At 46.5% G+C, this 19,108-nt stretch carries 16 protein-coding genes and 2 tRNA genes; 8 read left to right on the forward strand and 10 right to left on the reverse strand.

Going from position 1 to position 19,108, the window contains the following annotated elements; all coding sequences use genetic code 11:
- The first annotated feature begins 5 nt into the window (after nt 1-5).
- Nucleotides 6-290 carry a HypC/HybG/HupF family hydrogenase formation chaperone gene (locus tag BCF55_RS03105; RefSeq protein ID WP_121009853.1) on the forward strand — a complete coding sequence of 95 codons (285 nt, stop codon included), beginning with the start codon at nt 6-8 and terminating at the stop codon, nt 288-290.
- Nucleotides 247-1,395 (forward strand): hydrogenase formation protein HypD, encoded by a 1,149-nt coding sequence (gene hypD, locus BCF55_RS03110; protein ID WP_121009856.1) that lies wholly within the window; start codon nt 247-249, stop codon nt 1,393-1,395. The genes BCF55_RS03105 and hypD overlap by 44 nt, the downstream gene beginning before the upstream one ends.
- Here the strand turns inward: hypD and ligA are convergent.
- Entirely contained in the window at nt 1,392-3,539 is a 2,148-nt protein-coding gene (ligA, locus tag BCF55_RS03115) for an NAD-dependent DNA ligase LigA (RefSeq protein ID WP_121009859.1), read from the reverse strand. The two genes, hypD and ligA, sit on opposite strands and share 4 nt — an antisense overlap.
- Nucleotides 3,540-3,555: 16 nt before the next feature.
- Between ligA and BCF55_RS03120 the strand changes: the two genes are divergently transcribed.
- Both BCF55_RS03120 and BCF55_RS03125 read left to right on the forward strand, forming a co-directional pair.
- Nucleotides 3,556-4,446, forward strand: coding sequence for an FAD:protein FMN transferase (locus BCF55_RS03120; protein ID WP_245960385.1), 891 nt, complete (start codon nt 3,556-3,558; stop codon nt 4,444-4,446).
- Between the two features lie 102 nt (nt 4,447-4,548).
- On the forward strand, nt 4,549-5,838 hold the full coding sequence (locus BCF55_RS03125; protein WP_338033024.1) for a DUF3373 domain-containing protein: 1,290 nt from the start codon (nt 4,549-4,551) through the stop codon (nt 5,836-5,838).
- Nucleotides 5,839-5,898: 60 nt separating this feature from the next.
- Here the strand turns inward: BCF55_RS03125 and ahcY are convergent, their stop codons facing one another.
- The 3 genes from ahcY to BCF55_RS03140 form a co-directional block, all read right to left on the reverse strand.
- On the reverse strand, nt 5,899-7,155 hold the full coding sequence (ahcY, locus tag BCF55_RS03130) for an adenosylhomocysteinase (RefSeq protein WP_121009861.1): 1,257 nt from the start codon (nt 7,153-7,155) through the stop codon (nt 5,899-5,901).
- Between the two features lie 28 nt (nt 7,156-7,183).
- Nucleotides 7,184-7,261: transfer RNA gene (locus BCF55_RS03135), tRNA-Asp, on the reverse strand.
- Between the two features lie 48 nt (nt 7,262-7,309).
- Nucleotides 7,310-8,158, reverse strand: a complete 849-nt coding sequence (locus tag BCF55_RS03140) for a YicC/YloC family endoribonuclease (RefSeq protein ID WP_245960386.1) — start codon at nt 8,156-8,158, stop codon at nt 7,310-7,312.
- 20 nt (nt 8,159-8,178) lie between these two features.
- On the opposite strand from BCF55_RS03140, the gene BCF55_RS03145 reads away from it, so the two are divergent.
- Both BCF55_RS03145 and BCF55_RS03150 read left to right on the forward strand, forming a co-directional pair.
- A tRNA-Ser gene (locus BCF55_RS03145) sits at nt 8,179-8,269 on the forward strand.
- A 111-nt stretch (nt 8,270-8,380) separates the two neighbouring features.
- Nucleotides 8,381-9,457: a DUF763 domain-containing protein gene (locus BCF55_RS03150; protein ID WP_121009867.1), complete on the forward strand. Its 1,077-nt coding sequence runs from the start codon at nt 8,381-8,383 to the stop codon at nt 9,455-9,457.
- On the opposite strand, the gene aroA is transcribed toward BCF55_RS03150, so the two are convergent.
- The 5 genes from aroA to moaC are packed head-to-tail and all read right to left on the reverse strand — an operon-like array spanning nt 9,437 to nt 13,635.
- Entirely contained in the window at nt 9,437-10,744 is a 1,308-nt protein-coding gene (gene aroA, locus BCF55_RS03155; RefSeq protein ID WP_121009870.1) for a 3-phosphoshikimate 1-carboxyvinyltransferase, read from the reverse strand. The genes BCF55_RS03150 and aroA overlap by 21 nt on opposite strands.
- A complete protein-coding gene (locus BCF55_RS03160) occupies nt 10,741-11,589 on the reverse strand; it encodes a prephenate dehydrogenase (protein ID WP_121009873.1) in 849 nt (282 codons plus the stop codon). The genes aroA and BCF55_RS03160 overlap by 4 nt, the downstream gene beginning before the upstream one ends.
- Before the next feature lie 11 nt (nt 11,590-11,600).
- Nucleotides 11,601-12,305, reverse strand: coding sequence for a FecR domain-containing protein (locus BCF55_RS03165; protein ID WP_170144736.1), 705 nt, complete (start codon nt 12,303-12,305; stop codon nt 11,601-11,603).
- Nucleotides 12,302-12,880, reverse strand: coding sequence for a UbiX family flavin prenyltransferase (locus BCF55_RS03170; protein ID WP_121009878.1), 579 nt, complete (start codon nt 12,878-12,880; stop codon nt 12,302-12,304). The genes BCF55_RS03165 and BCF55_RS03170 overlap by 4 nt, the downstream gene beginning before the upstream one ends.
- Nucleotides 12,877-13,635 carry a cyclic pyranopterin monophosphate synthase MoaC gene (gene moaC, locus BCF55_RS03175; protein ID WP_121009881.1) on the reverse strand — a complete coding sequence of 253 codons (759 nt, stop codon included), beginning with the start codon at nt 13,633-13,635 and terminating at the stop codon, nt 12,877-12,879. The genes BCF55_RS03170 and moaC overlap by 4 nt, the downstream gene beginning before the upstream one ends.
- Before the next feature lie 19 nt (nt 13,636-13,654).
- On the opposite strand from moaC, the gene hypE reads away from it, so the two are divergent.
- Nucleotides 13,655-14,653, forward strand: coding sequence for a hydrogenase expression/formation protein HypE (gene hypE, locus BCF55_RS03180; protein WP_121013133.1), 999 nt, complete (start codon nt 13,655-13,657; stop codon nt 14,651-14,653).
- 38 nt (nt 14,654-14,691) lie between these two features.
- Nucleotides 14,692-15,546 carry an MBL fold metallo-hydrolase gene (locus BCF55_RS03185; RefSeq protein WP_121009885.1) on the forward strand — a complete coding sequence of 285 codons (855 nt, stop codon included), beginning with the start codon at nt 14,692-14,694 and terminating at the stop codon, nt 15,544-15,546.
- Here the strand turns inward: BCF55_RS03185 and BCF55_RS03190 are convergent.
- Complete coding sequence (locus tag BCF55_RS03190; protein WP_121009888.1) at nt 15,536-19,051, reverse strand: valine--tRNA ligase; 3,516 nt, start codon at nt 19,049-19,051, stop codon at nt 15,536-15,538. The genes BCF55_RS03185 and BCF55_RS03190 overlap by 11 nt on opposite strands.
- Between the last annotated feature and the right edge of the window lie 57 nt (nt 19,052-19,108).

Raw genomic sequence — 19,108 nt, forward strand, 5'->3', positions numbered from 1 at the left:
TGGACATGTGTCTTGCTATTCCCTCCAAGATTGTTGAACTTCACGAAGATGGGACCGCTACAGTTGATACGATGGGTGTCAAGAGGAAGATATCCCTTGAACTCATGGCTGAGGATGTCGGTGTAGGTGATTACGTCCTTGTACATGTTGGTTTTGCCATTCAGAAGTTGAATGAGGAAGAAGCCCTTAAAAGTTTAGAGCTCTTTGAAGAGATTCTCTCAGAACTTGAGGAAGAGGAGCAGCTCTATGGAGAGTTTGGAGAGCCAGATAGACCTCAGGAGAGAGTTTAGAGACTCCAAGAGGATAAAACAGCTCGTAGAAAGTATAAAGAGGAAGTCTGAAGGTTTAGACCTTCCAATTCGTATTATGGAATTCTGCGGGGGACACACCCATGCAATAATGAAGTTTGGAATAGACCAGTTGCTTGAAGATGTGGTCCGTTTCGTCCATGGACCGGGCTGTCCCGTCTGCGTAATGCCTATGGGGAGGATAGATCTTGCCCTTGAGCTGGCTCGGAGAGGTGTGATCCTGTGTTCTTACGGGGACCTCCTCAGGGTTCCAGGCTCTCGCAGGAAAAGCCTTCTGAGCTTAAGGGCGGAAGGGGCTGATGTTCGTATGGTTTACTCCTGTATGGATACCCTTAAGATTGCTAAGGAAAACCCAAGTAGGGAGGTTGTATTTTTTGCCATAGGTTTTGAAACCACCACTCCTCAAACGGCGGTTCTGATAAAGAAAGCCCAGGAGCTTGGACTCAACAATCTCTCTGTGGTGTCAAACCACGTAATTACTCCAGCCGCCATTCAGCACATACTTAACGCTCCTGAGATAAGGGAGATAGGGAAGGTGAGAATAGACGCCTTTATAGGACCAGGGCACGTCAGTGTGATAATAGGGACAAAACCTTACCACTACTTCGCTGAGGAATTTCAAAAACCTGTTGTTATATCCGGTTTTGAGCCTGTTGACGTTCTACAGTCGGTTCTGCTTATAATCAATCAGCTTAAGAACCGTGAGGCAAAGGTTCAGAACCAGTACGGAAGATTTGTTACTTATGAAGGAAATAAGAAAGCCCAGAATCTTGTTGCGGATGTGTTTGAACTCAGGAAGGAGTTTGAATGGAGAGGACTTGGGAACGTTCCTTACAGCGCCCTTAAGATAAATGCAAAGTACCGTGCCTTTGATGCAGAAAGACGTTTCAGTGTAACCCTACCAGAACCCAGGGAGCACCCTGCATGTATATGTGGAAAGGTTATAAGGGGTGTGTCCGTACCTACGGACTGTAAGCTATTCGGAACGGTCTGCACGCCTTCAAATCCCCTCGGCTCCTGTATGGTTTCTTCAGAGGGAGCTTGCGCAGCCTACTTCAAGTACAGAAAGGAGTTTATTAAGTCCTAAAAGAGACGACCCTCTCTTCTCTCTTCCCTCTTCAGTTCTTCTATATTTACGTAGTCCTTTATCATGTTCAGGAAGTCTTCTTCGCCTATGGTTTTAATTCCAAGCTGTTTAGCCCTGTTGAGCTTGGTCCTACCCGGTTCTTCTCCTACAACCAGGTAAGTGGTTTTAGAGGTCACGGTGTTTGAGAAAATCCCACCCAAACTCTCAACAATCTCTCCAGCCTTCTCTCTTGAACAACAGCTAAGAGTCCCGGTAAAAACAAAGACCTTTCCCTTCAGGGGACCTTCCTTTTCAAGCTTTGTTCTCCTCAGCTTTACACCAGCCTTGTCCAGTTTTTCTATGACTTTAAGGTTCTCCTCCCTTGAGAAGAATTCCTTTATGCTCCTTGCAACAACAAACCCTATACCTTCTATGGACTCAAGCCTCTCAAGAGGCATATCTTTAAGCTCCCATATGTCATCTATTACCTGTGAAAGTTTCTTGGCAGTTGTAAGACCTACATATCTTATTCCAAGACCGTAAAGGACTCTGTCCAGCCCCCTGCCCTTTGATTCTTGAATGGCGTTGTACAGATTTGTAGCTGCCTTTTCGGCAAAACCCGGCAGTTTTATGAGGTCTGTAACCTTTAGATAATACAGGTCTCCAACGTCCTTTACGAGCCCTTTATTGTAGAGCGCCTTGGCGGTGGCATCCCCTAATCCCCTTATGTCCATAGCTTCTCTGCTGCCCCAGTGCTTGAGCCTAAGAACAACCTGTGCAGGGCAGGCTATGTTGATACACCTCCAGGCAACCTCTCCAGGTAGCTTTACAAGCTTAGAACCACAAGAAGGGCATTCTTTGGGAAACTCTATAGGTTCCTCATCACCGTCTCTGGCTTCCTTGATAACTTCTACTACGTACGGGATTACGTCCCCCGCTCTCTCAACCAAGACCATATCGCCTATCCGTATATCTTTTTCCTTTATAAAGTCTTCGTTGAAGAGAGACACCGAAGACACAGTAACACCGCCTATTTCAACAGGTTCAAGCTTTCCTACCGGAGTGATTGTTCCGACTCTACCAACCTGAAACACAACACTCACGAGTTTAGTGGTAGCCTGCTTTGGTTTAAACTTGAAAGCTATAGCCCACCTAGGGTGATGGGAGGTGAACCCTAAGACTTCGTAATACTCCTTCCTGTTTACCTTTATAACCATGCCATCTATCTCGTAAGGATAAAGGTCTCTCTTCTCTTCCCACTCCCTGCAGTAAGCTATAACCTCATCTATTCCCTGACACACCTTCATATCAGGAAAGGGGGTTTTAAAACCCAAAAGATGGAGCATCCTTATAGCTTCATAGTGAAGCTCTATGTGTTTGGACTCTGGTTCAACATACGATACCTGATAGACCACTGCGTCCAGCTTTCTCTTTGCCACCTCTGCAGGATTTTGCAGTCTTATTGAGCCAGCCGCTGCGTTCCTCGGGTTGGCAAAGGGAGGTAACCCCTCCTCAAGCCTCTCTTCGTTCATCCTCTTAAACTCTTCCTTGTTTATGAGAACCTCCCCCCTAAGCTCTACCAAGCTTATACCGAATCTGCTGAAATCAGCTCTCAAAGGTATGGTTCTTATAGTTTTAAGGTTGTTCGTTATATCCTCTCCAGTTTCTCCATCCCCCCTCGTAGCTCCTCTGACAAAAAGGTCGTTTCTGTAAACCAATGCTATACCTGCTCCATCGTACTTAGGCTCAACGCTGTACTCAACAACTTCAAGACCTGTTAGCTCCCTTACCCTTCTATCAAAATCTCTGAGCTCTTCCTCCGAGTAGGCGTTGTCAAGGGAAAGCATGGGCGTGTAATGTTTTACCGTTGGGAAGGCTCCCGTGATTTCACTTGCCACCCTTTGGGTTGGAGAATCTGGGGTTATTAACTCAGGATACTTCTTTTCCAGGTCTCTGAGGGTTCTGAACAGCATGTCGTATTCATAGTCGGAGATCACGGGTGAAGCCTGGACATAGTACTTATAGTCGTGATAGTTTATAACTTCTCTTAGGCTTTTGGTGTATTCCTTAGCCTTCTCAAGGTCTGACCTCTTTATCTCTTCAAGCTCCTGCAAGAGTTTCCTTGTTAATTCTATGAGCTCCCTTTCCCTCTCCGGTGTATACATACTTAAATTTTAAGCCGTGAGAGTTCTGATTGCCTACTTGTTGTTTTCCCTTTCTTTCTCCTTTGGTGTGGAGAAACTCTTTTACATTATGGGGACTTACGCTCACGTGGAACTACCTTCTGAGAGGGAAGTTTATAAGGCTTACAGGGTTATGCACTCGCTGGAGCGTAAATTATCTGACTATATTGGGGATTCTGAAGTTTCTGAGGTAAACAGAAAGGCAGGCATAAGCCCCGTGGTTGTTTCACCTGAGACGCTGGAAGTTGTCCGTTTAGCCCTTGAGGTATCCAAGAGAACTTACGGATACTTTGATATAACAATCGGAGCTGTTACGGTGAACCATAAAAGGCTCGGGCTTATCCCCTTAAACGAAGCTCAAAAGCTTGTGAACTTCCGCAATGTTGTGATCGGTAAGAACACCCTGTTTTTGAAAGATAAAGGTATGGCTATAGACCTGGGTGGTATAGGTAAGGGGTACGCCCTTGACGTTGCCTACAGGACGTTAGATTCTCCCTGGGGTTTTATCGGTATAGCCGGAGACATGAAGGTGTGGGGTACGGAGAAGGTTCTGGCTGTTAAGGACCCTCTATCAGGTGGCTCCTTACTTCAAGGTGTAAACCGCGGAGACCTCTGTATATCCACATCGGGTAACTATGTAAAGAGGCACATAGATAACAGGGATAGGGAACTGGTTCAAGTAACCGTCGTTCATGATATATGCACCTTTGCTGATGCTTACGCCACAGCTCTGTTTTCTATGCCCAGAAGCTTGCGTAAAAACTTTCTGAAGGAGAATCCCGAAGTGGGGGTACTGGAGCTTTACTCTGACGGCTCCCTTTATATGAACGACTCCTTCAGAAAACGCTTTCGCCTCCTTATACTAAAAACTGATATGCAGTCTCAATAATAAACTCTGTACATGCATTTAAGTCTGTATTAATGACTTACGTCATAGTATATGATATTGAGATTTGGTTTCATTTTCTTAAACTTACAGGAGGTAGTAAAGATGTTGAAGAGAGCTTCTTTGTACTCTCTGCTTCTGGCAGGTTCCATCTTTGCCCAGCCTTCAGATGAACTAAAGCAACTCAGAGAGGAGGTGGAAGTCCTCAAAGAGGAGCTTAGAAAGCTCAGGCTGGAGATATCAATTCCCCAGATAACTACCTATCAGAGCTACTCGGGTCTCGGTCCTGCTGCTTCAAAGGCACTGATAAATCCGAAGGGGGTCTCCGTTGGAGGATATGGAGAAGTTCACTTCTATAAGAGCAATAAGGATATAAGGGGCGGCACAAAAAGTTATACAGACTTGACCAGGCTAATCCTATATATAGGGTATGCCTTTACAGAAAAGCTGAAGTTCACCTCGGAACTTGAACTTGAGCACGCATCAACAAACTCTGGGCATGGAACGGGAGGAGGATACTTTAAAGCGGAACTTGCTATTCTGGACTACAACTTTAAACCTCAGTTTGGTGTAAGAGGCGGTCTTTTACTCATACCTGTTGGTATTATTAACGAGGTTCATGAACCTCCCACCTTTTATACCGTGGATAGACCTTATCTAGAGAGAAATATAATCCCAACAACGTGGGAGGAGATAGGTGTTGGAGCTTATGGAACCATCGGTATGGTGGACTATCGTGTGTATGTAACAAACGCACTAATGTTAAAGGGTGGAGGAGGTTACTCTCCTTCTGCTCCGCTCAAAACTGCTAGGCAGAGGGGTGCAAGGGCTGTATCGGAGCGCTTTGGCTTAACAGGAAGAGTTGATTTAAACCTGCCCTACAACCTTAAGTTAGGCGGATCCTTCTGGACAGGAGATGTTCAATCTAAAGGTGGGAGTGATAGTAACCTCGGTTTAAGGAGAGGAGAGAAGGTGGGTTCGGTAACTCTTTTCTCACCTCACCTGTGGTGGCAGTGGGCTGGTTTTGATGTGAGGGTTGTGGGAGCTTATGTAAAGGTGAACGATGCAGATAAGATAGGTAACGATTTGGGCGTTACGAATTACCCTTCTAAGATGCAGGGCTTTTATACCCAGGTCGCCTACAACGTTCTCAGGTTAACCGATATTGAGCAGGAGCTTTATATCTTCGGAATGTACGAGAACTACGACACCCACGCAAGCGTTCCATCGGGTTACTCCAAGCCTGCAGGACACAAGGTTCAGATATTCAACGTGGGTCTGTCTTACAAACCCCACCCGCTCGTAGCTCTTAAGGCAGACTATGTAAAGGAGGATTACAGCGACGGCAACGATGACAGAAACCTGTATAGGGCAGCTATAAGCTGGATGTTCTAAGCACCTCCTCAGGTAGCTCTTCTTCTCATGGTTGGGGCAAAAGCCCCTGCCTCCTCTCTTTTAAGTTCCAAACTCCCATGAAGAGAGATACTTAACCTGCTCTGGAGTCAACTCATCTATACGGATACCCATTGCGTTCAACTTGAGCTTGGCAACTTCCCTGTCTATTTCATCGGGGACTTTGTAAACATCCTTTTTGAGCTCTGTTGAGTGAAATTTTATGTATTCGGCTGAGAGAGCCTGGTTTGCAAAGGACATATCCATAACGGAAGCCGGGTGTCCCTCCGCGGCTGCAAGGTTGACAAGTCTTCCCTGGGATAGGACGTATATCCTCCTCCCATCTTGAAGTTTATACTCCTCAACCTCTTTTCTTATCTCCCTCTTTGATACACTGAGGCTTTCAAGAGCTTCAAGGTCTATCTCAACGTTGAAGTGCCCTGAGTTTGAGACTATAGCTCCGTCTTTCATAACTTTAAAATGCTCCCCCCTAATTACGGATGTGTTTCCTGTAACGGTAACGAAGAAATCTCCGAGTTTAGCAGCCTCTTCCATTGGCATAACAAGGAAGCCATCCATCCTAGCTTCAAGAGCCTTTATTGGGTCAACCTCAGTGACTATAACAGTGGCTCCCATGCCCCTTGCTCTCTGGGCGACTCCTTTACCACACCACCCGTATCCGGCGACAACGAAGTAGGAACCTGCTATAAGCCTGTTAGTAGCCCTCAGAATCCCATCTATCGTTGACTGCCCGGTGCCGTATCTGTTGTCAAACATGTGTTTTGTGTATGCATCGTTAACAGCTATTATTGGGAACTTTAAAACACCATCCTTGGCCATTGCCTTTAGCCTTATTACACCGGTCGTTGTTTCCTCCATACCTCCGAGAACTTTCTCGGACAGCTCAGGATACTCCTTATGTATAGTAGAGATGAGGTCTGCCCCGTCATCTATAACTATGTGAGGCTCTCTTTCTATTACAGCTTTAAGATGGGAGTAGTAGGTATCTCTATCCTCACCCCTTATGGCAAAAACAGGGATGTTGTAGTGTTTTACAAGAGCTGCTGCCACATCGTCCTGGGTTGATAGCGGATTTGAAGCGGTAAGGAATACCTCCGCTCCACCTTCTTTCAGGGTAAGTATAAGGTTTGCAGTTTCTGTTGTTACATGAAGACAGGCAGATATTCTTACACCCTTAAGGGGTTTTTCCACCGAGAACCTCTCCCTTATACTTCTGAGAACAGGCATGTCCATCTCAGCCCATTCAATTCTGTTCTTTCCCTGGTCTGCTAAGGATAGGTCTTTCACGTGGTAGTCCATTGAAACCTCCGTTCTTGTGTTTGTTGAATGGCGGAGCCGACGGGATTTGAACCCGCGCCCTCCGGCTTGACAGGCCGGCGTTCTGACCGGGCTGAACTACGGCTCCAACCGAGTTTAATATTATATTCCCTATTCACTCTCTTTTCAAAGGAACCTATTCTACATTGGCAGCTTGCTGTTTTATTCTGTCAATTTCCGTCTTTATCTCCACAACGTACTCCGAAAGATCTGGTATTTTATTGCCGAGGGTGGTTATCTCTCTGTGCATCTCCTGACCAAGAAACTCCAGCTTTTTCCCAACCTCAACACCTTCATCAAGCAAAGTTCTGAAGACCTTTATGTGAGTTTTGAGTCTTGTGATTTCCTCTTCAATATCCATTTTCTCAAGTAGGAATAGGAGTTCATTCATCACGGTTGGATGTTCCTCTGGTAGTTCCAGTCTTTTTGCCTTCTCAAGTATTTTCTCCTTAACCCTTTCCATTATCTGGTCTTTCTTCTCAACTATCTGATTTAAGAGGGACTCTATTCTATCCACCCTCTGCGAGAGGTCCTCTTTAAGGGCTTCTCCTTCTCTCTTTCTACTCGCTATTAACTCTCTGAGTGCGTTTTCCACACCCTGAAGCACAGTGTTCTCAAGCTCCTCATCAACCTCAGTAATAGCTTTTTCCGAATATTTCCAGGCGTACTCAAATACAGTATCATCTTTCACAGAGAGCTCAAGCTTTCTGGAGATATCCCGAACAAGTTCAACATTCTGTGTAAGCTTGTTTATATCAACGGGTGGGAGTACCGTCTTTGATTCAACATCTATCATCACATTAACTGTGCCTCTTCTGAGTTTGGACTTGACCGCTTCCTTAATTTTCGGTTCAACCGATAATAGGAAGGAAGGCATTCTGACTGATATATCCAAACCTTTACCGTTCAAAGAGCGAATGATAACGTTTGCTTTCCAGTGCTCACCCTCTGCCCCTCCCTTTCCAAAACCAGTCATACTCAGCATGTCTATAATTTTAAGGGTTAGGCGGGGTGGCGGAGCGGACGAACGCGGGGGATTCGAAATCCCTTGCAGGGTGGTTTAGCCCTGCCGTGGGTTCAAATCCCACCCCCGCCGTATAAATCTTTCACAATAGAGGGCAGTGAAATCCAGCCTGGAAGTGGGCTGTTGCTAATCCTTTTGTGGACAGTTCTACACTTTTGCCAGATCAGGAGATATATTCTCATTATGAGAAGAGGGATAGCTAATCTTCCACTACACTACGGTAAGGCACCACCCTGGCTTTTCAAAAGGATGGTAGAGCTCTCAAAGAGTATAGTTGAGCTTATCGTAATAGAGCATGGTAGGAGAACCTTTTTAGAGCGTCTCTCCGACCCATACTGGTTCCAGGCTTTTGGGTGTGTGCTTGGCTTTGATTGGCACTCAAGTGGCTTAACCACAACAGTGTGTGGTGCTCTCAAAGAATCTCTGAAAGGTCTGGACAGAGAGCTTGGTCTTTACGTGGCTGGGGGTAAAGGTAAGAGCGCCTTGAAAACCCCTGAAGAGCTTGAGAGAATAGGAGAAACTGTGGGGATAAATACGGAAACGCTTAAAGACATCAGTCGTCTTGTAGCCAAGGTAGACAATACCCTTTTGCAAGATGGCTATCAGCTTTACCATCACACCATTATCTTCACCGAAGAAGGGCTTTGGGCTGTAGTTCAACAGGGTATGAATACAAACAACAGATATGCAAGGAGGTACCATTGGTTTGGAGGGGGGCTGAAGAGCTTTGTTGAGGAGCCTCATAGCGGTATCTCTGCTCAGAAAGTCCATGAGAGGATAACCTTAAATATGACAGCTAAGGAGTCACGGGACTCCAGGGAGTCCATAACGGAACTCCTCAAGAATAAGGACATACTGCTTAGAGAAATAGAGAGTATAGAGACCCTCAACCTACCCAGAAGACACGATGTGAGGAGAGAAGATGTTGACCTAAAGAAACTCAGAGAAACTGTCAAAAAGGTCAGGGAGGAGGATATAAAAGAGTTTGAGGACGTGCTCAGACAGAGAGGAATGGGTCCTAAAACTATTAGAGCTCTCGCTCTGGTGAGCGAGCTTATATACGGAGCAAAACCTTCCTTCAAAGACCCGGCAAGATACTCCTTTGCCCACGGAGGAAAGGACGGTTATCCCTTTCCAGTACAGAAGGAGTTGTACGATGGGACTATAGATACTTTAAAGAGAGCGATAGCAAAGGCGAAGGTTGGAGATAGAGAGAAAGTGGATGCCATCAAAAAACTATCAAAGATACTCAATGACTGACTCAAGGTCTTTGAAGAACTCTGGATAGGAAACCTTTACACACTCAGGATCGTCTATTACAGTTTCTCCTTCTGCAAGAAGCCCTGCTATGGTAAATGCCATAGCGATACGGTGGTCACCGTAGGTTTTTATATAGGCTCCTTTCAATTTTCCTCTACCTTCCACTTCAAAACCATCTTCATACTCTTCAACCTTCACACCCATAGCTCTCAGATTTTCAACTATAGCTCTTATCCTGTCGCTTTCCTTCACTCTAAGCTCTTTCGCTCCTTTTACCGTTGACCTTCCTTCCGCCAAAGCCATGACAACGGCGAGAATTGGTATTTCATCAATCATAGAGGGAACCTCCTCGGGATGAACCTTTACACCCTTCAGACCACCACCGCCCCTTACGAGTATATCCGCCACAGGCTCACCGGACACCTCCCTTTCGTTTTCATAACTCACCAGGGCACCCATATCACGAAGTTTTCTGTAAAATCCGTCCCTTGTAGGATTGATAAGGACGTCCTTCAAGAGGAGCTCACTTTGCTCTGTTAATACTGCGAGTGCACACGCAAAAGCTGCAGAGGACGGGTCAGCCGGGCAGTATACATCTGTTCCCCTTAACTCCTGTCCGCCCTTTATCTTTATCAGATGTCCCCTCTCTTCCGGAACGCTTATAACCTCAGCACCGAAAACCCCTAACATTCTTTCCGTATGGTCCCTTGACATAACGGGTTCCACAACTTCGGTCATGTCTTCAGCCCTCAAACCTGCGAGCAGAAGGGAGGATTTTACCTGAGCAGAGGCTCTCTTGTTAAAGAAGGCTATCCCTTTGAGCTTACCTCCCCTGATGGCGATGGGGAGCTTGTTTCCTGACTCACGTCCGTCAAGGGTTGCTCCCATATCCCTGAGAGGTTCAACGACCCTGAGCATAGGTCTCTGCCTTAAGCTCTCATCTCCTGTCAGGACGCTAAAGAAAGGTTGGGTAGAAAGGACACCCAGCATCAATCTTGCCGTTGTCCCAGAGTTTTTTGCATCAAGAACGCCCTTCGGCTCTTCAAAGGAATAACCCGTACCCCTTATCTCAATGGAGTCCTTCCGTTCTTTAACTTCTGTGCCGAGAGCTTTGAGAATGTTAAGAGTTGCCAGGGTGTCTTCAGACTTCAGCCAGTTGTGTACTACGGTTATTTCCGTAGCAAGTGCTCCCAGTATGACCGCTCTGTGGGATATGGATTTGTCGGAGGGCACTCTTAACTCACCCTTGACATTCACGACCCTTTTCTTAATTCTTAGCTCTTTCATTCCAGACTCATCCTCCTTTGTTTTGCTTCTCTCAAATACTCGGTTAAAGCTGACTCCTCTTCCCTTTCAATGAGGTTCCTTAGCTTCTGAAGTGAATTGGAATACATATCTATAGCTCTTAAAATGTTGTCCTTGTTTTCCAAAAAGATGTCTCTCCACATCACAGGGTCACTGGCGGCGATTCGTGTGAAGTCTTTGAAACCACCCCCTGGATACTTGAAGAGGTCAACCTCATTGGACATCTCTATCAGGGCGTCTATAAGGGCAAAAGCCACCGCATGGGGAAGGTGAGAAACTGCGCCAAACACCCAGTCATGGAGCATCGGATCCATAAACTCTACCTTACCTCCTGTGAGCTCCCATAGTTTTACAACTTCGTCCAGAGCCCCTTTCTCGGTTCTTTCCGTAGGGGTGATGACTACTTTTTTGTTCTCAAAGAGTTCCGGAAAACTGTGCTCCACTCCAGACTTTTCCGTTCCAGCGATAGGATGGCTACCCACGAACCTGCCCCCTAAGATTCCCTCAAGGTCAAAGACGAGTTTCCCCTTTACACTGCCCAAGTCCGTAACTACGGTTTCTCTTCTTATGTAACCTTTTATCTCCCCTGCTATCTGCCTGAAGGTTCTCACGGGGGATGAGAAGATTACGTAGTCAGGGGAGAACCTTTTAGTTAGACTGAGCTCTGTTCCCCCCTCGTCTATGACTCCTAGCTCCTTCGCTCTATCTATTGTGACCGAGTTTATGTCTATGCCGTATATACTTCCTTGAAAACCTCCCCTGCGAAGGGCTAAGGCAAAGGACCCCCCCATGAATCCAACGCCCACGATTAGGAGAGATTTATCCATAGGAGAGAATATTAAAACATATCAAGGAGTTTGAACTCCTCGTCCACCTCCGGGGGTATCTCCACGTCCCTAACTTCGTTTCCTTCTATTATTACCGCACTTCCGGGCTCTAACTCAAACTCCTTTACAAACTCCCGGAACTCTTTCTCTGTTTCCTCTTTGAACTTTTCGTACTCCTTCCTCTCCTCCTTTATGCCCTCCTCTATACCCCTCTTGAACTCTTCGTACTCTTCCTCTTCTCTCTTCTTATACCTTATAAACTCTCCTACCGCATTCCTTACCGTTAAGCGCCCGTCTTTCAGGAATATCCCTATAGTGTCTCCTTTGGCATCCACTAAAAACCTTGTGCCCTTTATGCCTATAATTACGGACCTTACCCTCACCTTGAGCCCTTCGCTTTCTCCCCTTTTCCTTATCTGAAATACGACCCTCCCTTTATCAAAGCTCAATCTGTCTATCCCCTCTATATAGAGAACACTGTCCTCAAGTAGAGCTATCTTGTCTATTCCCAGGAGCTTTACGAACGCCATTGAACCAAAATCTGTCTTCAGTATATCCTTTACGAAGAGCTCCCTGGGTAACTCCGTTATCACCTCTCCCCTTGGATTTCCTTCCTTGAAGAGCTGAACCCTACCCTGCTTTTTGACCACCTCTCCCGCCTTCTCCTGTGAGAAAGCGCTCAAAACTAACACTAAAAGGACAAGAAGCGCTCTCATTTCCCTCCTCCTTTCCATCTTTTATAAAGTGAGTGCTCAACACCAAGCTGGTCTAGAACTTTGCCAACCACGAAATCTACCATCTCTTCAACTGAACGTGGTCTGTGGTAAAATCCTGGGCTCGCAGGAAGAACAATCGCACCTGCATCCGTCACCTTAAGCATGTTCTCTAAGTGAACCCTTGAGTAAGGCATCTCCCTGACCACCATAACAAGTTTAACCCTCTCTTTTAAGGCTACTTCACATATTCTGTGTATCAAGTTATTATTCACACCGTTTGCCACATTTCCGAGAGTGCTCATTGAACAGGGAATTACGACCACACCTCTGTACTTTACGAGGCTTGACCCGCTTGCCACAGGTGCCGTGAGCTCTCCCTCCCCATAAAAGTTGACAGAGGGAAACTCCTTCAGGAATTCCTCCCTTGATTTTCCCAGCTCCTCTTTAATGACTGTAAAGCCTGCACTTGATATGACTGCGTCAACCTGAGCTGCCTCTGACAAAACCTGTAAAGCCCTGTAACCGTATACCGACCCGCTCGCACCCGTTATACACAGAACGAACCTCTCACTCATAAGAGGCTCCCGATTATGCCTCCGAAGGTTTCAAAGAATAGCCTTACCTTTTCTTCCCTGCCTGGCAGAAGAATTACCAGCGTACCTTTATCGTCTCTACCTACCTTTATCTCCTCCCCAATTAGGTTTGGGCTGTTCCTAAAATCGTACAGGGCTATGACACATTCAAGGGCTTTAAGCTCCTCCTCTATATTGAAAGGTTCCCCTATAACAACCAACACTTGAGCATCCTTGGACTCTTGAGCTCCCAGTTCTATAAGGTAGGAAAGAGCCAGTTTTTTAAGTTCTTCCTTCTGGGATAGCACGTTTACCTTTACACCTGAAAGGTCTCTCTTCCAGTCAGATTTTCCACCGCTCTTCTCAGTCAACCTTATCTCTTCAATTACCATGCTGTCGTCCACGCCCTTGCACATATCATATACGTTTAGGAGTGCGGTTGATACTGCGGTTAGAGCTTCCATCTCGTAGCCCGTCCTTGCTATACCACTCACCGTTGAGAAAACCTCAATACTGTTGTCGTTCACCTTAACACCAACCTCTACAAAGTCAAGGGAGATAGGGTGGCAAAAAGGTAAAATCTCTCCCGTTCTCTTTGCTCCGAATATCCCTGTCAGCTTTGTAGCCTCTATCAAGTCACCCTTCGGAAGCTTCTTATCCCTTATAAGCTTAATGGTATCGGGACTTAGTCTTATCCTACCGTAGGCGGAAGCCCGTCTTAGGGTATCAAATTTTCCTCCCACATCTATCGTTCTCATGAGCTTTAATATAACTCAGATGAGACGTGTGCTGCTTTCCCACGGCTCCGGTGGTGAGGAAACCCAGAGACTTATAAAAGAGCTTTTCCTGAAATACCTATCAAATCCCATACTTGAAAGGATGGAGGATGCGGCTATCTTGGAGGTTGGGTCAAAGCTTGCCTTCACGACAGATTCCTTTACCGTTTCCCCTCCCTTCTTCAAGGGTGGAGATATAGGTAAGCTTGCCGTTGCAGGAACTGTAAACGACCTTGCGGTTATGGGGGCAAGACCCCTTTACATGTCCGCAGGCTTCATAATTGAAGAGGGCTTTAGCCTTGAAGAGCTTGAGAAGGTTGTCAAGAGTATGGGTGAGGAGGCAAGGCGCGCTGGTGTTTATATAGTTACGGGTGATACGAAGGTCGTCCCAAAGGGGCAAGTAGACAAACTTTTTATAAATACCTCGGGGATAGGAGAGGTTGTGTACGAGGGTTTGTCCGCCCACAACCTTCAGCCCGGTGACGTGGTCATAGTCTCAGGTACTGTTGGAGATCACGGAGCCTGCATCCTCGCCGAGAGGGAGGGTATGGAGTTTGAGCTTCCCCTGGAAAGCGATTGCAGGAGTCTATGGAATATGATTGAGAGGGTTCTGGAAACAGGAGCACAGATACACGCTATGAGGGATGCAACGAGGGGAGGTTTGGCTGCTGTCTTAAACGAGTGGGCTCAGCAGTCTGAGGTTGAGATTGAGGTTGACGAGGAAAGTATACCGGTCAAGGAGGCTGTTCAAGGACTCTGTGAACTCTTAGGTTTTGAACCCACTCACCTCGCTAACGAGGGTATGGTTGTGTTCGCTGTGGCAGAAAAGGATGCAGGTAAAGTTCTGGAAACCCTCAGAGAGCACCCATACGGTAAAGAGGCTGAACTTATAGGCTCCGTGACTGGCAAGGAAAAGGCAAGGGTTGTTCTAAAGACACCTTACGGTGTTAAGAGAATCATGGAGCCTCCATCAGGGGAGTTGCTCCCAAGGATATGCTGAGTCATTGTTTTTCTCTCCAGACTTAAAAGATTAAGTTTATGGCTTCTTTAAAGAAAAGGCTTTCTTGCAATACACCGGGTGAGTTCTTTGTGGACAGAAGTTGCATTGACTGTTCCGTTTGCAGGGAGATAGCCCCTTCACTTTTCGGGGATGGCAGAGAAAGTGCCTGTGTTGTGAAGCAACCGGAGAGTGAAGAAGAGGAGCTTTTAGCCTTTCAGGCTCTCGTGTCCTGCCCAGTTTCCGCTATTGGAACTGTCTCTAAGAGACCACCTCCTCAGGTATTTGAGAGATTCCCTATTCTTATAGAGGACGATGTCTATCTCTGCGGGTACGCCTCTAAGGGTTCTTACGGGGCTCTGAGCTATTTTATAAAACACGCAGAGGGTAACTGGCTGGTGGACTCACCGCGCTTTAGCCCTCAGCTGGTAAAGAGGTTGTGGGATATGGGCGGATTGAGTTACATACTCCTTACCCATGAGGATGACGTTGGAGATTGTGATAGGTACGCAGAGGAGTTCGGGGCTAAGAGGATAATTCACAGGTATGACTCCCGTGCGGTTCCAAAGGCTGAAATCCTTTTACAGAGTTTTGAGCCTTTCCCCTTTGGCAGGGACTTTCTTGTAATCCCAACCCCAGGCCACACCAAAGGGCACGTTGTCCTCCTTTACAAGGAAAAGTTCCTCTTTACAGGAGACCACCTCTCCTGGAGCAGGAGGAGAAATGGACTTGTTGCCTATAAAGATTACTGCTGGTATTCTTGGAATGAGTTAAAGTCCTCAATGGAGAAACTTCTTGATTACCCCTTTGAGTGGATTCTGCCAGGGCACGGCTACAGGAGGAAGGTAAGCCGTAGGGAGTTTGAGGAGTTTGTACGCCAGCTTCTCAGCTCTTGAGAACTCCTAATATCCTTTCTACCTTCTTGAGGTCCTCTTCAAGCTCTTCCTTTATCCTCTTTTCTTTCTCTACCACATCAGGAGGTGCCTTTCTCACGAAGTTCTCGTTGGAGAGTTTTCCTTTGACCCGTTCAAGCTCTGCGAGAAGTTTCTCCTTTTTCCTTTCGTAGCTTTCCGTAAGTTTGTCTATATCAACGTGCCCTTCAATGGAGATGTATATCTCTACATCCTTTGAGAAGGTGGCAACCGTGTTCTCTGGTCTCTCAGAAACCTCGGTAAACTCCTCAAGCCTTGCGAGATTAAGTATGTGGTTCTTAAACTCTCCTACAACTTCCCTTGAGAGGTCTTTCCCAGCCTTGTAAAAGGCTCTCAATCTCTTGGAAGGCTCTATCTGTAAGTCTGACCTGAGGGAGCGAATAGCGCTTATTATCTCCTTCAGCCTCTCTATTCTTTCTGTTTCTTCTGGGAACAATTCCTCCTGTTTTTTCTCTGGGAAATCCTTTAAGGAGATACTTTCCCCATCGCTTGCAGGAAGTTTGTGCCATAGCTCCTCCGTTATGTAAGGCATAAAAGGGTGGAGAATTCGTAGGGCTTTCTCAAGAACGTAGTGGAGTGTATACAGAGCTGTGGTTCTTTCCGATATTACCTTTGCCTTCTCTTTCTTGGTATCTTCATCTTCCCCTTCTGGAGTTTCTCTGTATATCCTCTCCTTGGTAAACTCAATGTACCAATCACAGAAGTCCGACCAGAAGAAGTCATATATTGACTGGGCTGCCTGTGAAAAGTCGTAATTTTCCAAAGCTTTGCTAACCTTGTCCGCAGTCTCATTTAGAAGTGTCATTATCCACTTATCCTCAGGTTTAAGGGGAGCCATGTAGGGGAGTGTGCTTATGAAGTCTTCAGGTGTATTCATGAGAACGAAACGGGAAGCGTTCCATATCTTGTTGGCAAAATGTTTATAACCCTCAAACCTCTTCTCTGAAAGCTTTATATCTCTTCCTTGAACTGTAAGTATCGCCAGGGTAAACCTTAGAGCATCAGCCCCGTACTTATCTATTATCTCAAGCGGGTCTATGACGTTCCCTTTCGTTTTGGACATCTTCTGTCCCTTCTCGTCCCTCACAAGTGCATGGACGTAAACATCATGAAAGGGTATGTCTTCCATAAAGTAGGTTCCCATCATTATCATCCTGGCTACCCAGAAGAAGATGATGTCAAAGCCTGTAACTAGGAGGTCTGTGGGGTAAAGGTTCTTGAGGTCTTCCGAACTTTCGGGCCAACCGAACACACCAAAGGGCCAGAGGGCTGAGGAGAACCATGTGTCAAGAACGTCCTCTTCCTGTTTCAGATTTTCAGACCTGCACTTCTTGCACTTTAGAACCATTCTCCACTTCTTGGACTTAGAGTCGTACCTGTATAGCCCCCTCGTGGAAACTCCTGGGGTAAGCATAGCCATAGGGTTGGCTTCCTGTGTGAAGAAGAGCCTGAGGGAGTTGGCATCTACGTTCGTTGAATGGTATCTGTGAAAGACAAACTTCTTGTAGAAATCCAAAACGGTCATCTCGGGATGGACAAAGTCCGGGGAATGCAGTATCCCCTCAATCTCTTCAGGGGTAAACTCTGTGCCAACCTTACCGTCCGCTATGAGGTTGAATATCAGCTTATCGTAAACTCTGTCAAAGTCATCATCAGTGAATACGTTAGCTTCTCCACATTCCTGACAGTACCATACAGGTATCCTGTGTCCCCACCATATCTGACGGGATATACACCAGTCCCTTAGGTTGTGCATCCAGTCCAGGTAGAATTTTCTCCACTGTTCCGGTATAAACTTTACCTGCCTTTTGTGGACTTCCCTTCTCTTTTCCCTCTCAACCTTAACCCTTATAGACTTCTGGACAGGTTCAAGTCTTGCCTGTCCGCTCTCCAGCATCTGAAGGTACTCATAGCCTTCCGTTCCCCATCTGTAAAGGTTCAGTCTGTTTCCTTCAGAGGCGATGAGGTACCTACCTCTCTCTACTCTGCTTTCAATACCCTGCTTTATAACCGAAATCTCTCCGTCAACACCTATCAGAAACTCAAGCCCATAAGGCTTCTTCATAAACTCGTAAGCCAACTCTTTAGCTTTACTGATGACCTCCTCTCTGCCTGAAGGGTAGTAGACATAGGCTAACTCTCCTTCTCTAACACCCGCGAGGAATTCAATACCCTCGCTCAGTATGACCACAGACCTGGTTCCCCCACTTATTTCATCGTTTACGGGTATGGTTATAGATAAACCTTCAACCTCTGCAAGCTGGAGGAATACCTCCTTTTCCTCCTCCTCTTCAATACCTTCTTCCACAACCTTTATAGATATGTCCTTTATGGCAGGGTCGGAAACCTTCACAAACCATTGCTCAGAAACCATGGGTTCAACCACTGTTTTACATCTGTAACACTTGCCTACGGCATGGACATGGTCTTCTTCCTTCTCCAGGAAGCCCTCCTCCTTAAGCCTTTCAAGTATTCTCTTCCTTGCTTCATACCTATCCAGACCTGCGAAATCTCCTGCGTTCTCGTTCATGTGAGCTCTTTCGTCCATAACCCTCACAAAGGGAAGAGCGTGGGCTTTTCCTATCTCAAAGTCGTTGGGGTCGTGGGCGGGGGTAACTTTTACAGCTCCCGTCCCGAACTCGGGTTTTACTCTCTCATCGGCTATTATCGGTATGAGCTCGTCTATCTCTTCACCCGTAAGGGTCTTTCTCTTCCATCTGACAAGGGGAAGCCTTAGCCTCTTACCTATAAGGTTCTTGTACCTTTCGTCTTCTGGATTGACAGCTACCGCCGTATCTCCCAGCATGGTCTCTGGTCTTGTAGTTGCAACCGTAACGTAACCAGAACCGTCCTCAAGGGGATACTTTATATACCAGAGCTTACCCTTTTCCTCTTCGTGTTCTACCTCCAGGTCGGATAGGGCGGTAAGGTCCTTGGGACACCAGTTTATAATGTACTCGCTCCTGTATATGAGACCCCTTTCATAGAGCTCTCTGAAGGCTTTTCTCACCGCCCTTGAGAAACCCTCATCAAGGGTGAACCGCTCCCTCTTCCAGTCAACGGAAACACCGAGCTTCTCAAGCTGTGTCCTTATGGCGTTTCTTGATTTGGGAACCCACTCCCATACCTTCTTTAAAAACTCCTGTCTTCCAAGCTCAAGCCGGCTTTTCCCTTCTTCCTGAAGTTGTTTGTCCACAACGTACTGGGTGGCTATCCCCGCGTGGTCAAAGCCAGGAACCCAGACAACTTGCCTCCCCTTCATCCTCTGCCATCTTGCAATTATGTCCTGGAGTGTAGAGTTCAGGGCGTGACCCATGTGCAGTGAGCCGGTTACGTTCGGAGGGGGTATCACTACCGAGAATTTCTTTCTCTTGTCCGGTTTCTCAACGTGATATATAGCCTTCTCTATCCAAAACCTTGACCACTTCTCCTCAATCTCTTTAGGGTTGTACTCCTTAAGCTCTTTCATGGGAGGATTATTATAACTTGGCACAGACCCAGTTATGTCTCCCTTACTAGCAATTGC

Source organism: Hydrogenivirga caldilitoris (assembly GCF_003664005.1).
Classification (GTDB): Bacteria; Aquificota; Aquificia; order Aquificales; family Aquificaceae; genus Hydrogenivirga; species Hydrogenivirga caldilitoris.